Genomic DNA, 17,619 nt, shown 5'->3' with positions numbered 1-17,619 from the left:
TCCGCGGCGACCCGTCCGCAGAGGGACGCGCATGGCGTCCGGCATCCCGGGATCGGACGGACATACTCGACCGCCCGGGAATCCCGATCGGAGATCTGCACCGTGCCCCAGTCCGCCGTCCCCCACGAGCCTGACATCGTCTGGACACCCGCCCGCATCGCCCAGGCCTGGGTCCAGGGTTGGGTGGTGTCGCGCGGCGCGCCGCCGGCGGTCGACCACGGGACTCATCTGACGATTCCGGTGGGGCTGCCGGGTCATGTCGTCCGCCACGTGTTTCCCGCGCTGGACGCCGAGGCGATCCGCGCCGTCGTCCAAGGTCCCTGCGAGCCAGGCACTTGGCTGAAGGTGGTCGGCGCGCCGGAGCTCGTCCGGCCGCTGCTGCCCGCGACTTGGGCGCTGCATCCACGCGAGTACCTGATGCACACCTCGCTCGCCGAGGCGCGCGTCGTCCTCGACGCGCCGCCCGTCGAGTTCGAACGGCAGGGCGACGTGATGACCGCCACCCTGCTCGCCCCGAACGGCGAGCCCGCCGCGCGGGCCCAGGCCGCCCTCGCCGGCTCGGCCGCCATCTTCGATCAGGTCGTCACCGAACCCGACCATCGCCGCAAGGGCTACGGCTCGGTCCTGATGTCGCTGCTCGCCAGGGCCTGCTGGAACCGCGGCGCGTCGCTGGGCGTGCTCGTCGCGACGGAGGACGGCCGGGCGCTGTACTCGGCGCTGGGATGGACCGTCGGCGCGGAGGTCACGGCCGCGTCGCTCGCGTAACTCTCTAGGGCCGCCGCGCCCTCTCCGGCCGCATGCCGCGCGGTCTGAGGCCGAATCCGGGTACAGACATGGTTCGGCTGCGGATCGGGGAACCGTGTCCAGTCAAAGGTCGAGGTGGACAGCACCCGCGTTGTGGCGGGCCAACGCCATCGTGGCTACCATCACCGCAGCGTTCCCGGCGATGCCGCCACCTCTTGGCGCACCGCACGAGACGGCCCCTCAGGGCCGCGCCACGCCGGGCCGCCTCCAGCGGAGGAATCAGCGATGGACCGACTCCCCGGCCGCTCCCGCGGCCCGTCCCGGCGGTGAGCCCATGACCGGCGCCTACGACGCGCAGTTGGTCGCGCTGTCCATCGTGACCGCGGTGATCGCCTCCTTCGTGGCGCTGGACATGGCCACGCGCGTCGCCTCCGCCGCGGGTTCGCGCGCACGATCCATCTTCTGGCTGGCCTGCGGCGCGATGGCGATGGGCACGGGGATCTGGGCCATGCACTTCGTGGGCATGCTGGCGTTCTCGCTGCCCATCGCGCTGGCCTACGACCCGGCGGTCACGCTCGTCTCCTGGATCGCCGCGGCGCTGTCCTCGGCGCTGGCGCTGCACACGATCAGCGGGCCGCATCTGGGCACGCGGCGTCTGCTGACCGCCGGCACGCTGATAGGCCTGGGCATCGCCTGCATGCATTACCTGGGGATGCACGCGATGCAGATGCGACCCGGCATCCGCTATCAGCCGGGGCTGTTCCTGCTCTCCATCGCGCTGGCGGTGGCGGCCTCGACCGCCGCGCTGCGGATCTGCTTCCAGCTGCGCCACGAGACCATCCTCACGGGCCCCGGCAAGAAGGCGGTCAGCGCGCTGGTGATGGGCGCGGCCATCGTGGGCATGCACTACACCGGCATGGCCGCGGCCGACTTCTCCGCCGACAGCCTCTGCGGCGCGCTGGAAGGCGGCATCGGCGGCGCCTGGCTCGCCTTCGTCATCGCCGGACTGGCCTCGCTCTTCCTGCTCACCACGCTGCTCAGCTCGATCTACGAGGCGATGCCGCCGACGATCCGCTCGCGCCTGGTCTTCCTGGTCGTCGCGGCCGTGCTCCCCTCGGCGCTGCTGACCTTGGCGCTGGTCGTGCTGGACTTCCAGCGTCTGCGGGACCTCAAGGCCAACGACCAGCAGAACGCCGCCCGCGCGATCGCCGCGGCACTGGACAAGGACCTGGGCGGCATCGAGTCAGGACTGCGCGTGCTGGCCGGATCGACGCTGCTGCGGGGAGACAGTCTCGGCGCGTTCTACCTGGAGGCGCAGGACGCGCTGCCGGCGCTGCACGCCAACGCGCTGCTGCTCGAGGACGACGACGGCCGCGTCGTGATGGACACCCGGCGTCCCTGGATGACAGGCGGACCGGAGCGGAGCGCATCGGTCGGCGCGCTGCAGCTGGCCTCCGCGGTGGCACCGACGGCATCCGGGAGCGCGGGGGTGGCCCTCCTGCCCAAGGACGCGGGGAACGATGCGCTGCTCGACATCGCCATCCCCTTGCCGACGGAGAAACAGGCCCTGTTCGGCGCGACGCGGCTGCGTGCGCGGCTCTCCGCCGATCGATTGAAGGACCTGCTCGCGATCCAGCAGTTGAGCCCCGACTGGATCGCCACGGTGTACGACCGCCACGGGCTCGTCATGGCGCGCAGCCGGTCGCCGGAGCGCTTCGTCGGCGGCCCAGGTCCCGATGAGTTGGTCCGCCAGATGTACACCCAGCGCGAAGGTCTGATCGACACGATGAGCCTGGACGGCGTCCCGGTGCGATCCGTCTATGTCCGATCCGGCACCTCGGGCTGGTCGGTCTCCATCAACGCGCCGTTGGCGACGTTGAACGCGCCGCCGACGACGGCCTTGGCCTGGCTGCTGGCGGGCTTCGCGGTGACCGTGGCGGGCAGCCTGCTGCTGGCGTGGCGCATCGGCGGCCGCATCGCGGGGGCGGTGCAGGCGCTGACCGAGCCCGCGCTCGCGCTGGGCACGGGGGTGCCGGTGCAGGTCCCCCCGCTGGGCGTGATCGAGGTGGACCGCGTGGGTCGCGCGCTGGCGCATGCGGCCCAGTTGCTGGACCGGGCCCAGCACGAGGCGAACCACGACGCGCTGACCGGGCTGGCCAACCGGGCGCTGTTCCGCCAGATGGTGCAGCAGCACCTGGCGCTGGCCCACCGCAACGGCAACAGCCTGGCGGTGCTCTACGTCGATCTGGACGGCTTCAAGGAGGTCAACGACACGCACGGTCACCGCGTGGGCGACGAGCTGCTCCAGCAGACCTCGTTGCGACTGCTGGCGGCGGTGCGGGCCGGGGACCTGGTCGCGCGCCTGGGCGGCGACGAGTTCGCGATCGCGCTGGTGCAGCCCGGGCCCCGCGGATCGGCCAAGGTCGCGGCCAAGCTGGTGCACGCGCTGGCGCAGACCTTCCAGTTGGGCGAGCTGCGGGTGTCGATCTCCGCGAGCATCGGCGGCGCGACGGTGACCTCGCGCTCCGGCGACGAGCCCGGCGACTGCGACGCCCTCCTCCAGCGCGCCGACGCGGCCATGTACCAGGCCAAGCAGTCGGGGAAGTCGCGGTATGTGCTGGCGGAGGTGTGAGGGTCGTCGCCGAGCAGAAGGATCCCTCGCCTGCGAGGACCTGCACCACCTGGATCTGCATGGCATGCCGACTTGAGGCCGGAGAGACATGTCGGCCGGCTCCGTTGACGAGACAAATCGAGGTCAATGACGACCCGCGGCCGCGTTCCTAGGATTCAGGCTTCATTGCTCCGCGTCATCCGCGGAGTGCGCCCTTGTCGAGCCCGTCCAAGGAGTGACCCGCATGCAATCGATCCAGATCATGGTGGCGTACGATCCCCGAATGAACCGCCCCCTGCTCATCCACGCCGAGTGGGACCCGGAAGCTGCTGTCTGGGTCGCCACGTCGCACGATGTGCCGGGTCTCGCGACCGAGGCCGACACGCTGGAAGCGCTGGAGTCCAAGCTGAGCGTGCTCGTGCCCGAGCTGCTCGAGGCCAACGGCTGTCTTCCCGCCGGGCCCGAGCTGGCCATGGAGCTGCTCGCGCGCCGCGTGAGCATCACCCCGATCCACACCTCCTGATGGCCATGGTGGCCAGCTTCACGCCGGAGCTGGTTCGGATTCTTCGCGCGGCGGGATGCGAGTTCGTCCGCCACGGCAAGGGCGATCACGACATCTGGTTCTCACCTTCCAGCCAGATCCGATTCCCGGTGGATCACCGAATCAGATCCCGACATACCGCCAATGCAGTGCTGCAACAGGCAGGACTGAGCAAGCGCTTCTGATCTCTCGAACCGCCGCCTGGATCACCGTCGTCCGGTCGATGCCGCCATGGCGAGGGTTCAGCGAGGGCAGCACCCGTGCCGTCTCGGTCTCCATCACGCTCGATCTGCTCAGCCGAGCTCCGCCAGCACCAGCGGCGCCGCACGCCACGCAGCATCGGCATCCTCGATGGACATCGCCGCCTGCACCTGCGCGATCGCGCGGTCCGCGGCGGCCTCATCGGCCGCGTGCACCATCGCCAGCGGCTCGCCCGCGGCGAGGACATCGCCCAGCTGGCGCACCTCGCTCAGGCCCACGCGCATGTCCAGGGTGTCGCCGGGCAGGCGGCGGCCACCGCCCAACTCGACGATCACCAGGCCCACGTCGCGTGTCTTCATCGCGCTCAGGCGACCGGCGCGTGGCGCCGGCACCGCGCGGATCACGGGCGCCGCGGCCAGGTAGGCGTCGGGCTTCTCCAGCAGATCCGCGGGACCGCCCAGCGCGGTCACCATCTTCGCGAAACGCTCCGCCGCCGCGCCGCTGTCCAGCGCCGCTTGCAGCTTCACCGTCGCCGACGCGGTGTCCGGCGCCAGGCCACCCAGCACCAGCATCTCCGCGCCCAGCGCCAGCGTCAGCGCGTGGGTGCGCGACTCACGCGGCTTGCGGCCGGTCAGGTACTCGATCGCGCCGCGCACTTCCAGCGCATTGCCGACCTCGTGCCCCAGCACCTGGTTCATGTCGGTGATCAGCGCCCGCGTGCGCAACCCCGCGCCCGTGGCCACGTCGACGATGCTGCGCGCCAGTTCCTCGCCGAACTCGCGCGTCGCGGCAAAGGCGCCGTTGCCGCACTTCACGTCCATGGCCAGGCCTTGCAGACCCGCCGCCAGCTTCTTGGACAGGATGCTCGCCGTGATCAGCGGCACGCTCTCGACCGTCGCGGTGACGTCGCGCGTCGCATAGAAGCGGCGGTCCGCCGGCGCCAGATCGGCGGTCTGGCCGATGATCGCCACGCCCAGCGAGCGCACCAGGCGATCGAAGTCGCCAAAGTCCGGCGCCGTCGTGTAGCCGGGAATCGCCTCGAGCTTGTCGACCGTGCCGCCCGTGTGACCCAGGCCGCGGCCCGCGATCATCGGCACGTAACCGCCGCAGGCCGCCACCAGCGGCGCCAGCATCAGGCTGATCTTGTCGCCCACGCCGCCGCTCGAATGCTTGTCCAGCACCGGGCCCGGCATGTCCGGCCAGCTCAGCACGCGGCCGCTGTTCATCATCGCGCGCGTCAGCGCCACCGCCTCGTCGCGGCCCATGCCGCGCAGGAAGACCGCCATGCCCAGCGCGGCCACCTGGCCCTCGCTCCAGCTGCCGTCCACCAGCCCGCGCACGAAGTGATCGATCTGCGCCACGCCCAGCGCCTGGCCTTCGCGCTTCGCGCGGATGATTTCCTGAACCAGCATGTCGTCCCGCTTGTCGTTCTCGTTGTCGACACCGGCGACTCCGCCGTCGTCGCGTCGCTGTCGTCGTTGTCCCTACCCGCGCGATCGCCGTGGCCATCGCGCTTCTCCGCTGCCCGGCTCGCCCCAGGCCCTCCGGCGGCGCCTCGCGCGCCGTCCCTCCGGAGCGATGAAGGGCGCCCTGGGCGCCCTTCTCCGTTCAATACGCCGCGCTCACCGCGGCGCTGTCCTGGCCGGCCAGCACGGCCTCGATGTCGCTGAGCAGGCCGCTCGCGCCGAAGCGCATGCGTCGGGCCGTCAGCGCCTCCACGCCCAGTTCGGCGGCCGCCTGCTGCAGATAGCCGCGCGCATCCGCCACCGAGCGGATCCCGCCCGAGGCCTTGAAGCCCGCGTTGCCCAGACCGCTCACCGCGATCTCGTGCAACATGGTCCTGGCCGCCGCCGGCGTCGCCGACACCGGGCTCTTGCCGGTGCTCGTCTTGACGAAATCCGCGCCGGCCATCAGGGCCAGACGCGTCGCCTCGGCGATGCGCTCGGTCGTGGCGAGCTCGCCCGACTCGATGATCACCTTCAGCGTCAGCGGACGCGTCGCATGGCGCACCTCGGCCAGGAACTCGGCCACCTCGCTGGACTGGCCCGCGATCAGCGCGCGGTACGGCAGCACCACGTCCACCTCCTGCGCGCCGGCTTGCGCGATCGTCTCGATCTCGGCCAGCACGCGCGGCAGATCCAGGCTGCCGTCGGGGAAGTTGGCGACCGCCGCCACGCGGATGTCCGCCGGCAGCGCGGCGCGCGCCTGCGCCACGAATTTCGGCCACACGCACACGGCGGCCACATGGCCCCGCTCCGGCGCGCCGACGGCACGGGCGCACAGCGCCTCGATGTCGGCGGCGGTGTCGCCGTCGTTCAGGCTGGTCAGATCCAGGCATTGCAGCGCCAGTCGCGCTGCTTGTTCCAGACTCATCTCGGTCTTCATCCACTGCTCCCTACTGCTCTCCCACCTCCGGGATCGGAGGCGGCGCGCGGCTGTCCGTGGCGCCGCGCCGGCCACGTGTCATGCGGAGGGAGACCCGGGCGCCGCGTCGCGATCGGGCCGATCGCGCGGGCCACGCGGGCCGCCGCCGGGGCTTCTCCGGCCCCGATCTTGCGCTCGCCGGACCTCAGTCCTTCAGCGATTCCAGCGTCGCCAGCGAGGCCAAGTACTGGCCCAGGAAGGCCGCCGCGCGCTCGCCCGACAGCTTGGCCTGCTGCAGCGTCAGCGCGTGCGTCAGCGCCTCGTCGGACATGCCGGCCGCCATGTTGGTGATCAGCGCCAGGCCGGCCACGCGCAGACCCGCGTGGCGGGCCAGGATGGTCTCGGGGACGGTGCTCATGCCCACCGCGTCCGCGCCCCAGGCGGCGAACATGCGGATCTCGGCCGGCGTCTCGAAGTGCGGGCCCACGGCCCACACGTACACGCCCTCGGTCAGCACCATGTTGTGCTGCTGCGCGACCTTGAAGCCTTGCTGGCGCAGTTCCTTGTCGTAGGCCACGCTCAGGTCGCAGAAGCGGTCGCTGCCGCTCATGCCGGTGAGCGGCGAGCGCTGCGGCGCGTTGATGTGGTCCGAGATCAGCATCAGGCTGCCCGGGGGCTGATGCGAGCGCAGGCTGCCCGACGCGTTCGTCAGCACCAGCACCTTCACGCCCCAGGCCTTCAGGCTGCGGATCGCGCCGGCCATGCCGGTGCAATCGCCGCTCTCGTAGGTGTGCGCGCGGCCGCGCAGCATCGCCACGCGTTGCTGGCCGACGCGGCCCACCGCGATCTCGGCCACGTGGCCCTCGACCTTGGGCTGCGGGAAGGCGGGCAGCTCGGCATAGGCGAGGTTCTGGACCTCGTGCAGCTGATCGACGGCGCCGGCCCAGCCGGAGCCCAGCACCACGGCGACGTCGGGGGCGTGCTCGCCGAACGCGGACTTCAGGCGCTCGACGCTGGTGGTGATGGCGGCCGCGAGTTCGGCACCTTGCAGGGGCGTGGACATGGTTCTCTCTCCTGGTCGCGCGCGACGGGCGCGCGGCGTTTCATGTGAAGACCGGGCCTCGTGGGCCCGGCCGGTCGTCTGTGAGGCGCTCAGCTCGTCAGGTGATCGGGACCGAAGCTGGCGGGGAGCAACTGCTCCAGCGTCCAGTGCGCCCGCACGCCGCTGGCGTCGCCCGCGATCACGATCAGGTCCTGCGGCTTCGCGAACTCCCGCAGCTTCTGCCGGCAGCCGCCGCATGGGGTGATGATCTCCGAGCCCGCGCCCGTCACCATCACCGCGCGGGCGATGCGGCCGCCGCCCATGATCATGTGGCCCAGCGCATTGGTCTCGGCGCACCAGCCTTGCGGGTAGGCGGCGTTCTCGATGTTGCAGCCGGCGTGGATGCGGCCGTGCTCGTCCAGCACCGCGGCGCCGACGAAGTACTTCGAGTAAGGGGCATGCGAATGCTGACGCGCGTCCAGCGCCGCCTTCAGCATCTGCTGGATCAGGTCCGCCGGCAGCGGAATCGAAGCGATCAGGTCTTGGCTCATGATCAACGCTCCTTCACGTAGGGCTTGCTGAGCGCCTTGGGCGCGATCGCCTGGCCGATGAAGCCGGCCAGCAGGATCACGGTCAGGATGTAGGGCAGCGCCTGGATCAACTGGACCGGCACCTCGCCGATGCCCGGCAGCGACACGCCCTGCAGGCGGATCGCGACGGCGTCCAGGAAGCCGAACAGCAGGCAGGCGCACAGCGTGGGCATCGGCTTCCACTTGCCGAAGATCATCGCGGCCAGCGCGATGAAGCCGCGGCCCGCGGTCATGTTGGGCGAGAACGAGGCGTTCTGCGCCAGCGTCAGATAGGCGCCGCCCAGACCGCACAGCACGCCGTTGATGGCCAGCGCCGCATAGCGCAGTCGCGGGACCGAGACGCCGGCCGCGTCGACCATGGCGGGGTTCTCGCCCACCGCGCGCAGGCGCAGGCCGGGACGGGTGCGCTCCAGGAAGAACCACACCACGCCCACCAGCGCGAAGGCCAGATAGACCAGCAGGTTGTGACTCAGCAGGCCGTGACCGATCAGCGAGGAGAACCAGCTGCCCGCCACCGGCTCGGCGAACTGCGGCAGCACGCCGGTGATGCGCTGCGCGGAATCGATGGGGGGCGTCTGGCCGCCCTGCGCGAACCAGGCGATGCCCAGCACCACGGTCAGGCCGGCCGCCACCATGTTCAGCGCGACGCCCGAGACCACCTGGTCGCCGCGGTGCGTCACCGTCGCGAAGCCGTGGATCATGGACATCGCCACCGCCACGCCGATCGCGGCCAGCAGGCCCAGCGTCGTCGAGTGCGACACGCTGGCCATCGCCGCGGCCGCGAAGGCCGCCGCCAGCATCTTCCCCTCCAGACCGATGTCGACCACGCCGGAGCGCTCCGACACCAAACCCGCGAGCGCCGCGAACAGCAGCGGCGTGGTGACGCGCAGCGTCGACGCCAGCACGGAGCCGATCAGCACCTCATCCATTGGACTTCCCCTCGGTGGCGCCGCGCTTGCGGGCCACCATCGCATAGAGCTTGGCGAACATGGGCGCGCTCACCATGGCCATCGCGCCGGCGAACAGCACGATCAGGCCCTGCACCGTCACCACCATCTCGCGGCTGAAGCCGGGCACCTCGAAGGAGACCTCGACCCCGCCCTGATACAGCGTGCCGAACAGCAGCGAGGCCAGGATGATCCCGACCGGATGGTTGCGGCCCATCAGGGCCACGGCGATGCCAGTGAAGCCGGCGCCGGCGACGAAGTCCAGCGTCAGCTTGCCCTGCACGCCGGCGATCTCGTTGACGCCGACCAGACCGGCCAGCGCGCCGGACAGGCCCATCGCGGCCAGCACCTGCCAGCGCGGCCGGATGCCGGCGTAATGCGCCGCCGTCGGATTCGAGCCGACCGCGCGCAGCACGTAGCCGGCGCGGCTCTTCCACAGGAACCACCAGACGAAGACGCTGGCGACCAGCGCCAGCAGGATGGACAGGTTCAGCGGCGACGAAGGCCATTCGACGCCGAACTTGGCCAGCAGTTCGTGCACCGCGGGCATGCGAGCCGAGTCGGCGAAGGCATCGCTCTCGACCGACATCGAGCCGTTCGGGCGCAGCCAGTTCACCAGCAGGTAGCCGTTCAGGCTGGCCGCCAGAAAGTTGAACATGATGGTGGTGATCACCACGTGGCTGCCGCGCCAGGCCTGCAGATAGCCGGGCACCGCGGCCCACAGCATGCCGAAGATGGCCGCGGCCACGATGGCCAATGGGATCATCACGAAGCCCGGCAGCTTGGGCCCCAGCCACAGCGACAGCAGTGCCACGCCGATGCCGCCCAGCGTCGCCTGCCCTTCCCCGCCGATGTTGAACAGCCCGCCGTGGAAGGCCACGGCCACGGCCAGGCCGGTGAAGATGAAGGTGGTCGTGTAGTACAGCGTGTAGCCCAGGCCGCGGGCGCTGCCCAGCGCGCCGTCGAGCAGCACCGTCAGCGCCTGCATCGGGCTCGCGCCGATCAGCAGCACCACGCCACCAGCCACCGCCACCGCGATCAGCAGGTTCCACAGCGGCAGCAGCACCAGGTCCATCCAGCGCGGCATCTGCAAGGCTTGGCTACTCATGCGGCGGTCTTCTCTTGGGTCGGGGAGGCCGCCATCAGCAGGCCCAGGTTCTTCTCGGAGCAGTCCTCGATGGCGAGCTCTCCGGTGATGCGGCCGGCGTTCATGACGACCACGCGGTCCGCCAGGGCCAGGATCTCGTCGAGCTCGCTGGACACCAGCAGCACGGCGCAGCCGGCGTCGCGCAGGCGGCGCAGCTGGTTGTGGATGAATTCGATGGCGCCTATGTCCACGCCGCGCGTGGGCTGGCCCACCAGCAGCACGGCCGGCTGCTGGCCGATCTCGCGCGCCAGAATCAGCTTCTGCTGATTACCGCCGGAGAACTTGGACGAGCCCAGCTCCGCATTGCGCGGGCGGACGTCGAAGCGCTCCATCATCTCGGCCGTCTTGGCGCGCAGGTGGCGCTGGTCCATGCCGAGGCCGAAGGGGCCGGCCCGGTACTGGTCCTGCTCGTGATAGCCCAGCGCCGCCGTCTCCCACGCGGGGAAGCTCAGCACCATGCCCAGCGCGTGGCGGTCCTCGGGCACGTGCGCGAGTTTCAGATCACGCGCGGTGCTGGGATCCATCCAGGACGCGGCATGGAAGTCGCGGCCCGCCACATGCAGCGTGCCGGCGTCCGGCGCGCGCATGCCCGCCAGGACTTCCAGCAGCTCGCTCTGGCCGTTGCCCGACACGCCGGCCACGCCGACGATCTCGCCCGGACGCAGCGACAGCGTCGCGTTGGCCAGCAGATGGACGCCGGAGCCGGTCTCGCCGCTGGCCACGGTCAGGCCCTCGGCGCGCAGCACCGGTTGATCGGAGTGCGGCTTGGCGGCGCCACCGTCGCGGCCCAGGTTGACCTTGCGGCCGACCATGCTCTCGGCCAGCGCCTCGGGACTGGTGTCGCCGATGGCGACGGTCTCGATCACGGTGCCGGCGCGCATCACGGTGACCGCGTCGCACAAGGCCATGACTTCGCGCAGCTTGTGTGTGATCAGCAGGATGGTCGTGCCGCGCTCGCGCAGACGGCGCAGCACCTCGAAGAGCTGGTCCGTCTCCTGCGGGGTCAGCACCGCGGTAGGCTCGTCCAGGATCAGGATGCGGGCGCCGCGATACAGCGCCTTCAGGATCTCCAGCCGCTGCAGCTCACCGACGGGCAGATCCGCGACGGTCGCGTCCAGGCGCACCGTCAGGCCGGTGTCGCGCATCAGCGCTTCCAGCTCCCGGCGCACCTGCTTCTTGGCGCGCGACAGGAAGAAGGCGGGCTCGGCGCCCAGCATCACGTTGTCCAGCGCGGACAGCGTGTCCACCAGCATGAAGTGCTGATGGACCATGCCGATGCCCAGCGCGATGGCCTGATGCGAATTGGCGATGGAGACGCGCTGGCCGTCGACCTCGATGTGGCCCTCGTCGGCGTGGTAGTAGCCGTAGAGGATGGCCATCAGCGTGCTCTTGCCGGCGCCGTTCTCGCCGACCAGGCCGTGCACGGTGCCGGGCATGACCGACAGCGACACCGCCCGGTTGGCCTGCACCGCGCCGAAGCGCTTGGAGATGTCGCACAGGCGTACCGCGGGCGCGGCGCCGCCGCGTGTGGGCTCTGTCATGGTGAGGAAGCGTGCGGGAGCGCGAGGCTCGGAATCAGTTCTTGCAGGCGTTGTCCGCCATGTAGTCGGCGACCTTGATCTTGCCGGCGATGATGTCGGCCTTCAGCGCGTCGACCTTGGTCTTGATCGCCGGGGCGATCAGCTTGGCGTTGTTCTGGTCGATGGCGTACTCGACGCCGCCTTCCTTCAGGCCCAGCACGTTGACGCCGGGCTTCCATTCCTTGAGCACGTTGTAGACGGCCACGTCCACGCGCTTGACCATGGAGCTCAGCATGGTGCCGGGCTGCAGGTGGTTCTGGTTGCTGTCCACGCCGATGGCGAACTTGCCGGCGTCCTTGGCGGCCTGGTAGACGCCGACGCCGGTGCCGCCGGCCGCGGCGAAGACCACGTCCACGCCCTTGGCGAACTGCGCCTTGGCCAGCTCGCCGCCGCGGGTCGGATCGTTCCAGGCCGAGGCCGTGGTGCCGGTCATGTTCTTGAAGACCTCGACCTTGGCGTTGGCCGCCTTGGCGCCCTGCTCATAGCCGCACTCGAACTTGCGGATCAGCGGGATGTCCATGCCGCCCACGAAGCCGACCTTGCCGGTCTTGCTGGTCAGCGCGGCCAGCGCGCCGACGAGGAAGCTGCCCTCTTGTTCCTTGAACAGCACCGACTGCACGTTGGGCTGGTTGACCTTCTCGTCGATGATGACGAACTTGGTCTTGGGGAAGTCCTTGGCGACCTGGTTCAGCGCCGAGGCCTGGGCGAAGCCCACCGAGATGATGGGGCTGGCGCCACGCTCGGCCATGCGGCGGATCGCCTGCACGCGCTGGGTCTCGTTGGAGATCTCGAACTCGAGGTACTTGCCGCCCGTGTCCTTCTTCCACTGCTCGACGCCGCGGTAGGCGGCCTCGTTGAAGGATTTGTCGAACTTGCCGCCCATGTCGAAGATCACCGCCGGCGTCGTCGCCTGCGCGGCCACCGAGCCGGAAACCGCCAGCAGCAGGCCGGCCAGCGTGATCGAGGAAAGCGACAGGGAGGGCTTCATCATTGCGGTCTCAGTCCGAGAAAGGGGGGATCCGCCAGCATGCACGATTCGGGCCACAGGGACCACCTCGACCGGCAGCGGCCAGCGGAACGCCGCTGGACCCAGGCCGCCGGGAATCGACCGGCCAGGAGCAAGCGGCGCATTCTAAGAAGGCGGGAGTGTAAGCCACGTCAAGGAAAACGCTAAACGTTTGCGGACCCACCGGCGCCGGGGCTCTCCCCTTCATCCCGGCCCCCGCGCGCCTGAGGAATCGGGGATCTCCGGGCGGTCTCCGCGCAGCCGGGCCCGGCCCGTTCGCGGCGCTCGCTGTGCGCCCCAGGATTCACCGAACGCTCACCTTGACCTGCCACTACAAGTTGAGAATTACTATCATTTAGAATCCTACGCTTCGCTGGTTCGCAGGCTTCCGCTGACATGAGCGCTGTTCTCCCCGTCCCCACCCTCGCCCAGGCCGCCATCGGCCAGGCGCACCGCGTCAAGGCGCTCGAGGCCCCGGCCCATGCCCCGGAATGGAAGCAATGGCTGGAGGAGCTGGGCTTCGTCCCCGGCGAACACGTCGCCGTGCTGGCACGCGCCATGCCCGGCGCGGATCCGCTGGTGGTGCGGATCGGCCAGTCGACCTTCGCCCTGCGCCGCGCCGAGGCCGATTGCGTGCATCTGGCCGATGGGTCGCAGGACGGCCTGACGGTCGCGCTGCCGACGGGAGCCGCGCATGCGTGAGGCCGTCGTCCACATCCATCCCGCGGGACCGCTGCTGGCGCTGGTCGGCAATCCCAATTGCGGCAAGACGGCGCTGTTCAACCGCCTGACGGGCAGCCGCCAGAAGGTCGCGAACTACGCCGGCGTGACCGTCGAGCGCAAGGAAGGCAAGCTCAAGACCGCCGCCGGCAAGCTGCTGCGCGTGCTGGACCTCCCTGGCACCTACTCGCTCTATCCGCGCTCGCCCGACGAGCGCGTCACCGTCGACGTGCTGGCCGGCCGCGCCACCGGCGAGAAGCGCCCCGACCTGATCGTCTGCGTGCTGGATGCGACCAACCTGCGCCGCAACCTGCGTCTGTTCCTGTCGGTGCAGCGCCAGGGCCTGCCCTGCGTGGTCGCGCTGAACATGGCCGACCTGGCCAAGCGCCGCGGCATCGAGGTGGACACCGCCAAGATGAGCGAGCTGCTCGGCGTGCCGGTGATCCGCACGGTGGCGACCGACGGCGACGGGCTCGACGAGCTGCGCGCGGTGCTGGACCAGCCCGACCTGTGGGCCACCGCGACGCCGGTGCCCGAGGGCGAGGACACCGCCCGCATCAATCACATCCTCAAGGAACTGCACCTGGACGGCCTGCAGGGCGAGCTGCCCAGCGACAAGGTCGACCGCGTGGTCCTGCACCCGGTGCTGGGGCCGATCATCCTGGCGGTGCTGTTGTTCTTCCTGTTCCAGGCGGTGTTCGCGTGGGCCGAGGTCCCGAAGGAATGGATCGAGGCCGGCACCGCGTGGCTGGGCGAACAGGCCGGCGCGCTGCTGCCCGAGGGCCATCTGCGCAGCCTGGTTGTGGACGGCCTGATCGCGGGCGTGGGCGGCGTGCTGGTCTTCCTGCCGCAGATCCTGATCCTGTTCTTCTTCATCCTGATCCTCGAGGAATCGGGCTACCTGCCGCGCGCGGCCTTCCTGCTGGACCGGATCATGGGCTCGGTGGGCCTGTCGGGCCGCAGCTTCATCCCGCTGCTGTCCAGCTTCGCCTGCGCGATCCCGGGGATCATGGCCACGCGCTCGATCGCCAACGCGCGCGACCGACTGGTGACCATCCTGATCGCGCCGCTGATGACCTGCTCGGCGCGGCTGCCGGTGTACGCGCTGCTGATCGGCGCCTTCATCCCGCAGCGCACGCTGTGGGGCGGCATCGAGCTGCAGGGCCTGGTGCTCTTCGTCCTGTACTTCGCCGGCATCCTGGCGGCGATGGGCGTGGCCTGGCTGATGAAGCGCTTCACCGACGCCGGTCGCCAGGTGCGTCCGCTGATGATGGAACTGCCCAGCTACCACTGGCCGCATGCGCGCAACATCGCGATCGGGCTGTGGCAGCGCGCGGAGATCTTCCTCAAGCGCGTGGGCGGCATCATCCTGGCGCTGACCCTGCTGCTGTGGCTGCTGTCGACCTTCCCCGGCGCGCCGGAAGGCGCCACCGGCCCGGCCATCCAGTACAGCTTCGCCGGCTACCTGGGCCGCGGTCTGGCCTGGATCTTCGAGCCCATCGGCTTCAACTGGCAGATCAGCCTGGCGCTGGTGCCCGGCATGGCGGCGCGCGAGATCGTCGTGAGCGCGCTGGGCACGGTGTACTCGCTGTCCGGCGGCGACGACGCGGCGCAAGCCCTGACCCCGCTGATTGCCTCGACCTGGGGCCTGCCGACGGCCTTCTCGCTGCTGGCCTGGTTCATCTTCGCGCCGCAGTGCCTGTCCACGATCGCGGCGGTCAAGCGCGAGACCGGCGGCTACAAGATCCCCGCGATCATGCTGGCCTACCTGTTCGCGCTGGCCTACGGCGCGTCGTACGCGACCTTCCACATCGCGCGCTGGATCGTGGGCGGCTGAGCCGGACCCCGCCGCCCGCCCGGTCGCCACCACCGCGCGGGCGGCTGTCGCAGCCCCCGCGCCATCCCGGCGACGCGCGGGCTGTCGGCGGCGGGAGCCGCGCGCTATGCTCCCCGCCCATGACGAACCGCCCCACCCCCTCCCTGCTGGCGCTGGCCGCGCTGATCTCCCTTGGCGCGAGCAGCTCGGCCTTCGCCGCCGACGCCACGCCCGCCGCCCCGGCGGCGTCCGCGCCCAAGCCGGTCCGCGGCGTGATCAAGGTCGAGCCCAACATCGCGGCCGATGCCGCGGACCTGGACGCCGACACCCGCTTCCAGCGTCTGGCCAACGACTACATCGAGGCGCTGTGGAAGCTCGACCCCGATGCCGCGATCGCCGCCGGCCGCTATGAGTTCGCGGACCGCCTGCCCGCCCCCGACCGCGCCAACCGCGCGCAGGCGCTGGCCTTCTCCGAGCAGTGGCTCAAGCGCTTCGAGGCCGTCGACGGCAAGACCCTGAGCGCGGCCTCGCGCACCGACCTGGGCCAGTTGCTCAACAAGCTGCGCAGCGACCGCTTCGCGCTGACCGAGCTGCGTCAGTTCGAGTGGGACCCGTCGGGCGTCAACGTCGCCGGTCCGCTGGACTACATCCTGGCCACCGACTACGCGCCGCTGCCGGTGCGGCTGAAGGTGATCTCGGCCCGCCTGGCGCAGGTGCCGGCGTACTACAAGGCCGGCGCCTCGCTGCTGAAGCAGCCGACGCTGGAGCACACCCAGCTCGCGATCGACCAGGCGCCCGGCGTGCTGAGCGTGCTGGACGAGATCGCCAAGGCCGCGCAGGGTCCCGACGCCGCGTCGCTGACCGCGGCCGAGCGCAAGCAGCTGCTGGACCGCGTCGCCGCCGCGCGCGTGGCGGTGGACGCCTACAAGGCCCAACTGGTCAAGCTGCTGGCCGCGGGCAAGGCCACCGGCAAGGCGCGCAGCTTCCGCCTGGGCCAGGCGCTGTACGAGAAGAAGTTCGGCTTCGACATCCAGTCCTCGCATTCCGCCGAGCAGATGTACCAGCGCGCGCTGAAGGCGCGCGAGGCGCTGCTGACGCAGATGGCGGACATCTCCGACAAGCTGTGGACGCAGACCCTGGGCGACGCGCCCAAGCCCGAGGATCGCTTCGCGCGCATCGGCGCGGTGATCGGCAAGCTGTCCGAGCAGCACGTCAAGCGCGCGGACTTCGTCAAGGAGATCCGCGCGCAGATCCCGGAGCTGGAGCGCTTCATCACCGCGCACGACCTGCTGACGCAGGACGCCTCCAAGCCGCTGATCGTGCGCGAGACGCCGGTCTACCAGCGCGGCGTCGCCGGCGCCGGCATCGAGGCCCCCGGCCCCTACCGTCCGCAGGACCGCACCTACTACAACGTCACCCCGCTGGACGACCTGACGCCCGAGCAGGCCGAGAGCACGCTGCGCGAGTACAACCGCTGGATCCTGCAGATCCTCAACATCCACGAGGCGGTGCCCGGCCATTACACGCAGCTGGTGCACGCGAACAAGTCGCCGTCGCTGGTGAAGACGCTGTTCGGCAACGGCGCGATGGTCGAGGGCTGGGCGGTCTACGGCGAGCGGATGATGCTGGAGTCCGGCTATGGCGACAACGCGCCGGAGATGTGGCTGATGTGGGGCAAATGGAACCTGCGCAGCGTGACCAACACCATCCTGGACTACAGCGTGCACGTGCTGGGCATGACCGAGGCGCAGGCGCTGGACCTGCTGCAGCGCCAGGCCTTCCAGACCGAGCGCGAGGCGCGCGAGAAGTGGCGCCGGGTGCAGCTGACCTCGGTGCAGCTGACCAGCTACTTCAGCGGCTACAGCGACATCATGGAACTGCGCGAGCAGCGCAAGCAGGCGCTGGGCGCGTCCTTCAAGCTGAAGGACTTCCACGAGCAGTTCCTGAGCTACGGGAATGCGCCGGTGCCGGTGATCGCCGAGCTGATGGCGCAGCCCAAGGGCACGCCATGAGCGGCGAGAGCGACGCCGGCAGGACGTCCGTCGGCGAGACGGTCGGGCATCTCGAGGCCCGGGTGACCGAGCTCGAGATCAAGGCCAGCTTCGCCGAGGATCTGGTGGATCACCTGAACGCGCAGGTCGCGCGGCAGCAGGAACAGATCGACGCGCTGGTGCGGGAGATCACGCAGTTGCGCCGGCAGATGCCCGAAGGCCGCGGCGACGGCGCCGGCAGCCTGAGGGACGAGCTGCCGCCGCATTACTGATCGGACCGCGAAGACCCTCACCCCGACCCTCTCCCGCAAGCGGGAGA

16 protein-coding genes are annotated in these 17,619 nt (G+C 70.4%); 8 read left to right on the top strand and 8 right to left on the bottom strand.

Annotated elements, in window-relative coordinates:
• The first annotated feature begins 102 nt into the window (after positions 1–102).
• The 4 genes from MCHT01_RS05515 (at position 103) to MCHT01_RS25475 (ending at position 4,081) form a co-directional block, all read left to right on the top strand.
• Complete coding sequence (locus MCHT01_RS05515; protein WP_067063480.1) at positions 103–765, top strand: GNAT family N-acetyltransferase; 663 nt, start codon at positions 103–105, stop codon at positions 763–765.
• Between the two features lie 313 nt (positions 766–1,078).
• A complete protein-coding gene (locus tag MCHT01_RS05510; RefSeq protein WP_067063477.1) occupies positions 1,079–3,376 on the top strand; it encodes a diguanylate cyclase domain-containing protein in 2,298 nt (765 codons plus the stop codon).
• Positions 3,377–3,638: 262 nt separating this feature from the next.
• On the top strand, positions 3,639–3,878 hold the full coding sequence (locus MCHT01_RS05505) for a DUF1902 domain-containing protein (protein ID WP_067063627.1): 240 nt from the start codon (positions 3,639–3,641) through the stop codon (positions 3,876–3,878).
• Entirely contained in the window at positions 3,878–4,081 is a 204-nt protein-coding gene (locus tag MCHT01_RS25475; RefSeq protein WP_245643170.1) for a type II toxin-antitoxin system HicA family toxin, read from the top strand. Before MCHT01_RS05505 ends, MCHT01_RS25475 begins: the two co-directional genes overlap by 1 nt.
• A gap of 108 nt (positions 4,082–4,189) precedes the next feature.
• Here the strand turns inward: MCHT01_RS25475 and deoA are convergent, their stop codons facing one another.
• The 8 genes from deoA to MCHT01_RS05465 all read right to left on the bottom strand — a co-directional run bounded on the left by deoA (position 4,190) and on the right by MCHT01_RS05465 (position 12,758).
• Positions 4,190–5,509: a thymidine phosphorylase gene (gene deoA, locus MCHT01_RS05500; RefSeq protein WP_067063474.1), complete on the bottom strand. Its 1,320-nt coding sequence runs from the start codon at positions 5,507–5,509 to the stop codon at positions 4,190–4,192.
• A gap of 196 nt (positions 5,510–5,705) precedes the next feature.
• A complete protein-coding gene (gene deoC, locus MCHT01_RS05495; protein WP_218017869.1) occupies positions 5,706–6,482 on the bottom strand; it encodes a deoxyribose-phosphate aldolase in 777 nt (258 codons plus the stop codon).
• 184 nt (positions 6,483–6,666) lie between these two features.
• The gene (locus MCHT01_RS05490) at positions 6,667–7,524 is read right to left on the bottom strand and encodes a purine-nucleoside phosphorylase (RefSeq protein WP_067063471.1); all 858 of its coding nucleotides are present in this window, start codon (positions 7,522–7,524) and stop codon (positions 6,667–6,669) included.
• Between the two features lie 89 nt (positions 7,525–7,613).
• Entirely contained in the window at positions 7,614–8,054 is a 441-nt protein-coding gene (cdd, locus tag MCHT01_RS05485; protein ID WP_084451947.1) for a cytidine deaminase, read from the bottom strand.
• 2 nt (positions 8,055–8,056) lie between these two features.
• A complete protein-coding gene (locus tag MCHT01_RS05480) occupies positions 8,057–9,022 on the bottom strand; it encodes an ABC transporter permease (RefSeq protein ID WP_067063462.1) in 966 nt (321 codons plus the stop codon).
• On the bottom strand, positions 9,015–10,148 hold the full coding sequence (locus MCHT01_RS05475) for an ABC transporter permease (RefSeq protein WP_067063460.1): 1,134 nt from the start codon (positions 10,146–10,148) through the stop codon (positions 9,015–9,017). The genes MCHT01_RS05480 and MCHT01_RS05475 overlap by 8 nt, the downstream gene beginning before the upstream one ends.
• Positions 10,145–11,728 (bottom strand): ABC transporter ATP-binding protein, encoded by a 1,584-nt coding sequence (locus MCHT01_RS05470; protein WP_067063457.1) that lies wholly within the window; start codon positions 11,726–11,728, stop codon positions 10,145–10,147. The genes MCHT01_RS05475 and MCHT01_RS05470 overlap by 4 nt, the downstream gene beginning before the upstream one ends.
• Before the next feature lie 34 nt (positions 11,729–11,762).
• Positions 11,763–12,758, bottom strand: a complete 996-nt coding sequence (locus MCHT01_RS05465) for a BMP family lipoprotein (RefSeq protein ID WP_245643169.1) — start codon at positions 12,756–12,758, stop codon at positions 11,763–11,765.
• Between the two features lie 411 nt (positions 12,759–13,169).
• Here MCHT01_RS05465 and MCHT01_RS05460 point away from each other — a divergent pair, with 411 nt between their 5' ends.
• From MCHT01_RS05460 to MCHT01_RS05445, 4 genes are all read left to right on the top strand, one after another.
• Positions 13,170–13,475 carry a FeoA family protein gene (locus tag MCHT01_RS05460; protein ID WP_067063454.1) on the top strand — a complete coding sequence of 102 codons (306 nt, stop codon included), beginning with the start codon at positions 13,170–13,172 and terminating at the stop codon, positions 13,473–13,475.
• Positions 13,468–15,330 (top strand): ferrous iron transporter B, encoded by a 1,863-nt coding sequence (gene feoB / locus MCHT01_RS05455; protein WP_067063451.1) that lies wholly within the window; start codon positions 13,468–13,470, stop codon positions 15,328–15,330. The genes MCHT01_RS05460 and feoB overlap by 8 nt, the downstream gene beginning before the upstream one ends.
• Positions 15,331–15,449: 119 nt before the next feature.
• Positions 15,450–17,321: a DUF885 domain-containing protein gene (locus tag MCHT01_RS05450; protein WP_067063449.1), complete on the top strand. Its 1,872-nt coding sequence runs from the start codon at positions 15,450–15,452 to the stop codon at positions 17,319–17,321.
• On the top strand, positions 17,318–17,572 hold the full coding sequence (locus MCHT01_RS05445) for a SlyX family protein (RefSeq protein WP_067063447.1): 255 nt from the start codon (positions 17,318–17,320) through the stop codon (positions 17,570–17,572). Before MCHT01_RS05450 ends, MCHT01_RS05445 begins: the two co-directional genes overlap by 4 nt.
• Positions 17,573–17,619 lie beyond the last annotated feature (47 nt).

The organism is Mitsuaria chitosanitabida ATCC BAA-476 = NBRC 102408 (genome assembly GCF_001598255.1).
GTDB lineage: Bacteria > Pseudomonadota > Gammaproteobacteria > Burkholderiales > Burkholderiaceae_C > Roseateles > Roseateles chitosanitabidus.
Note: the sequence above shows the minus strand (reverse complement) of the source record. Positions and strands in the feature narration are given on the sequence as shown.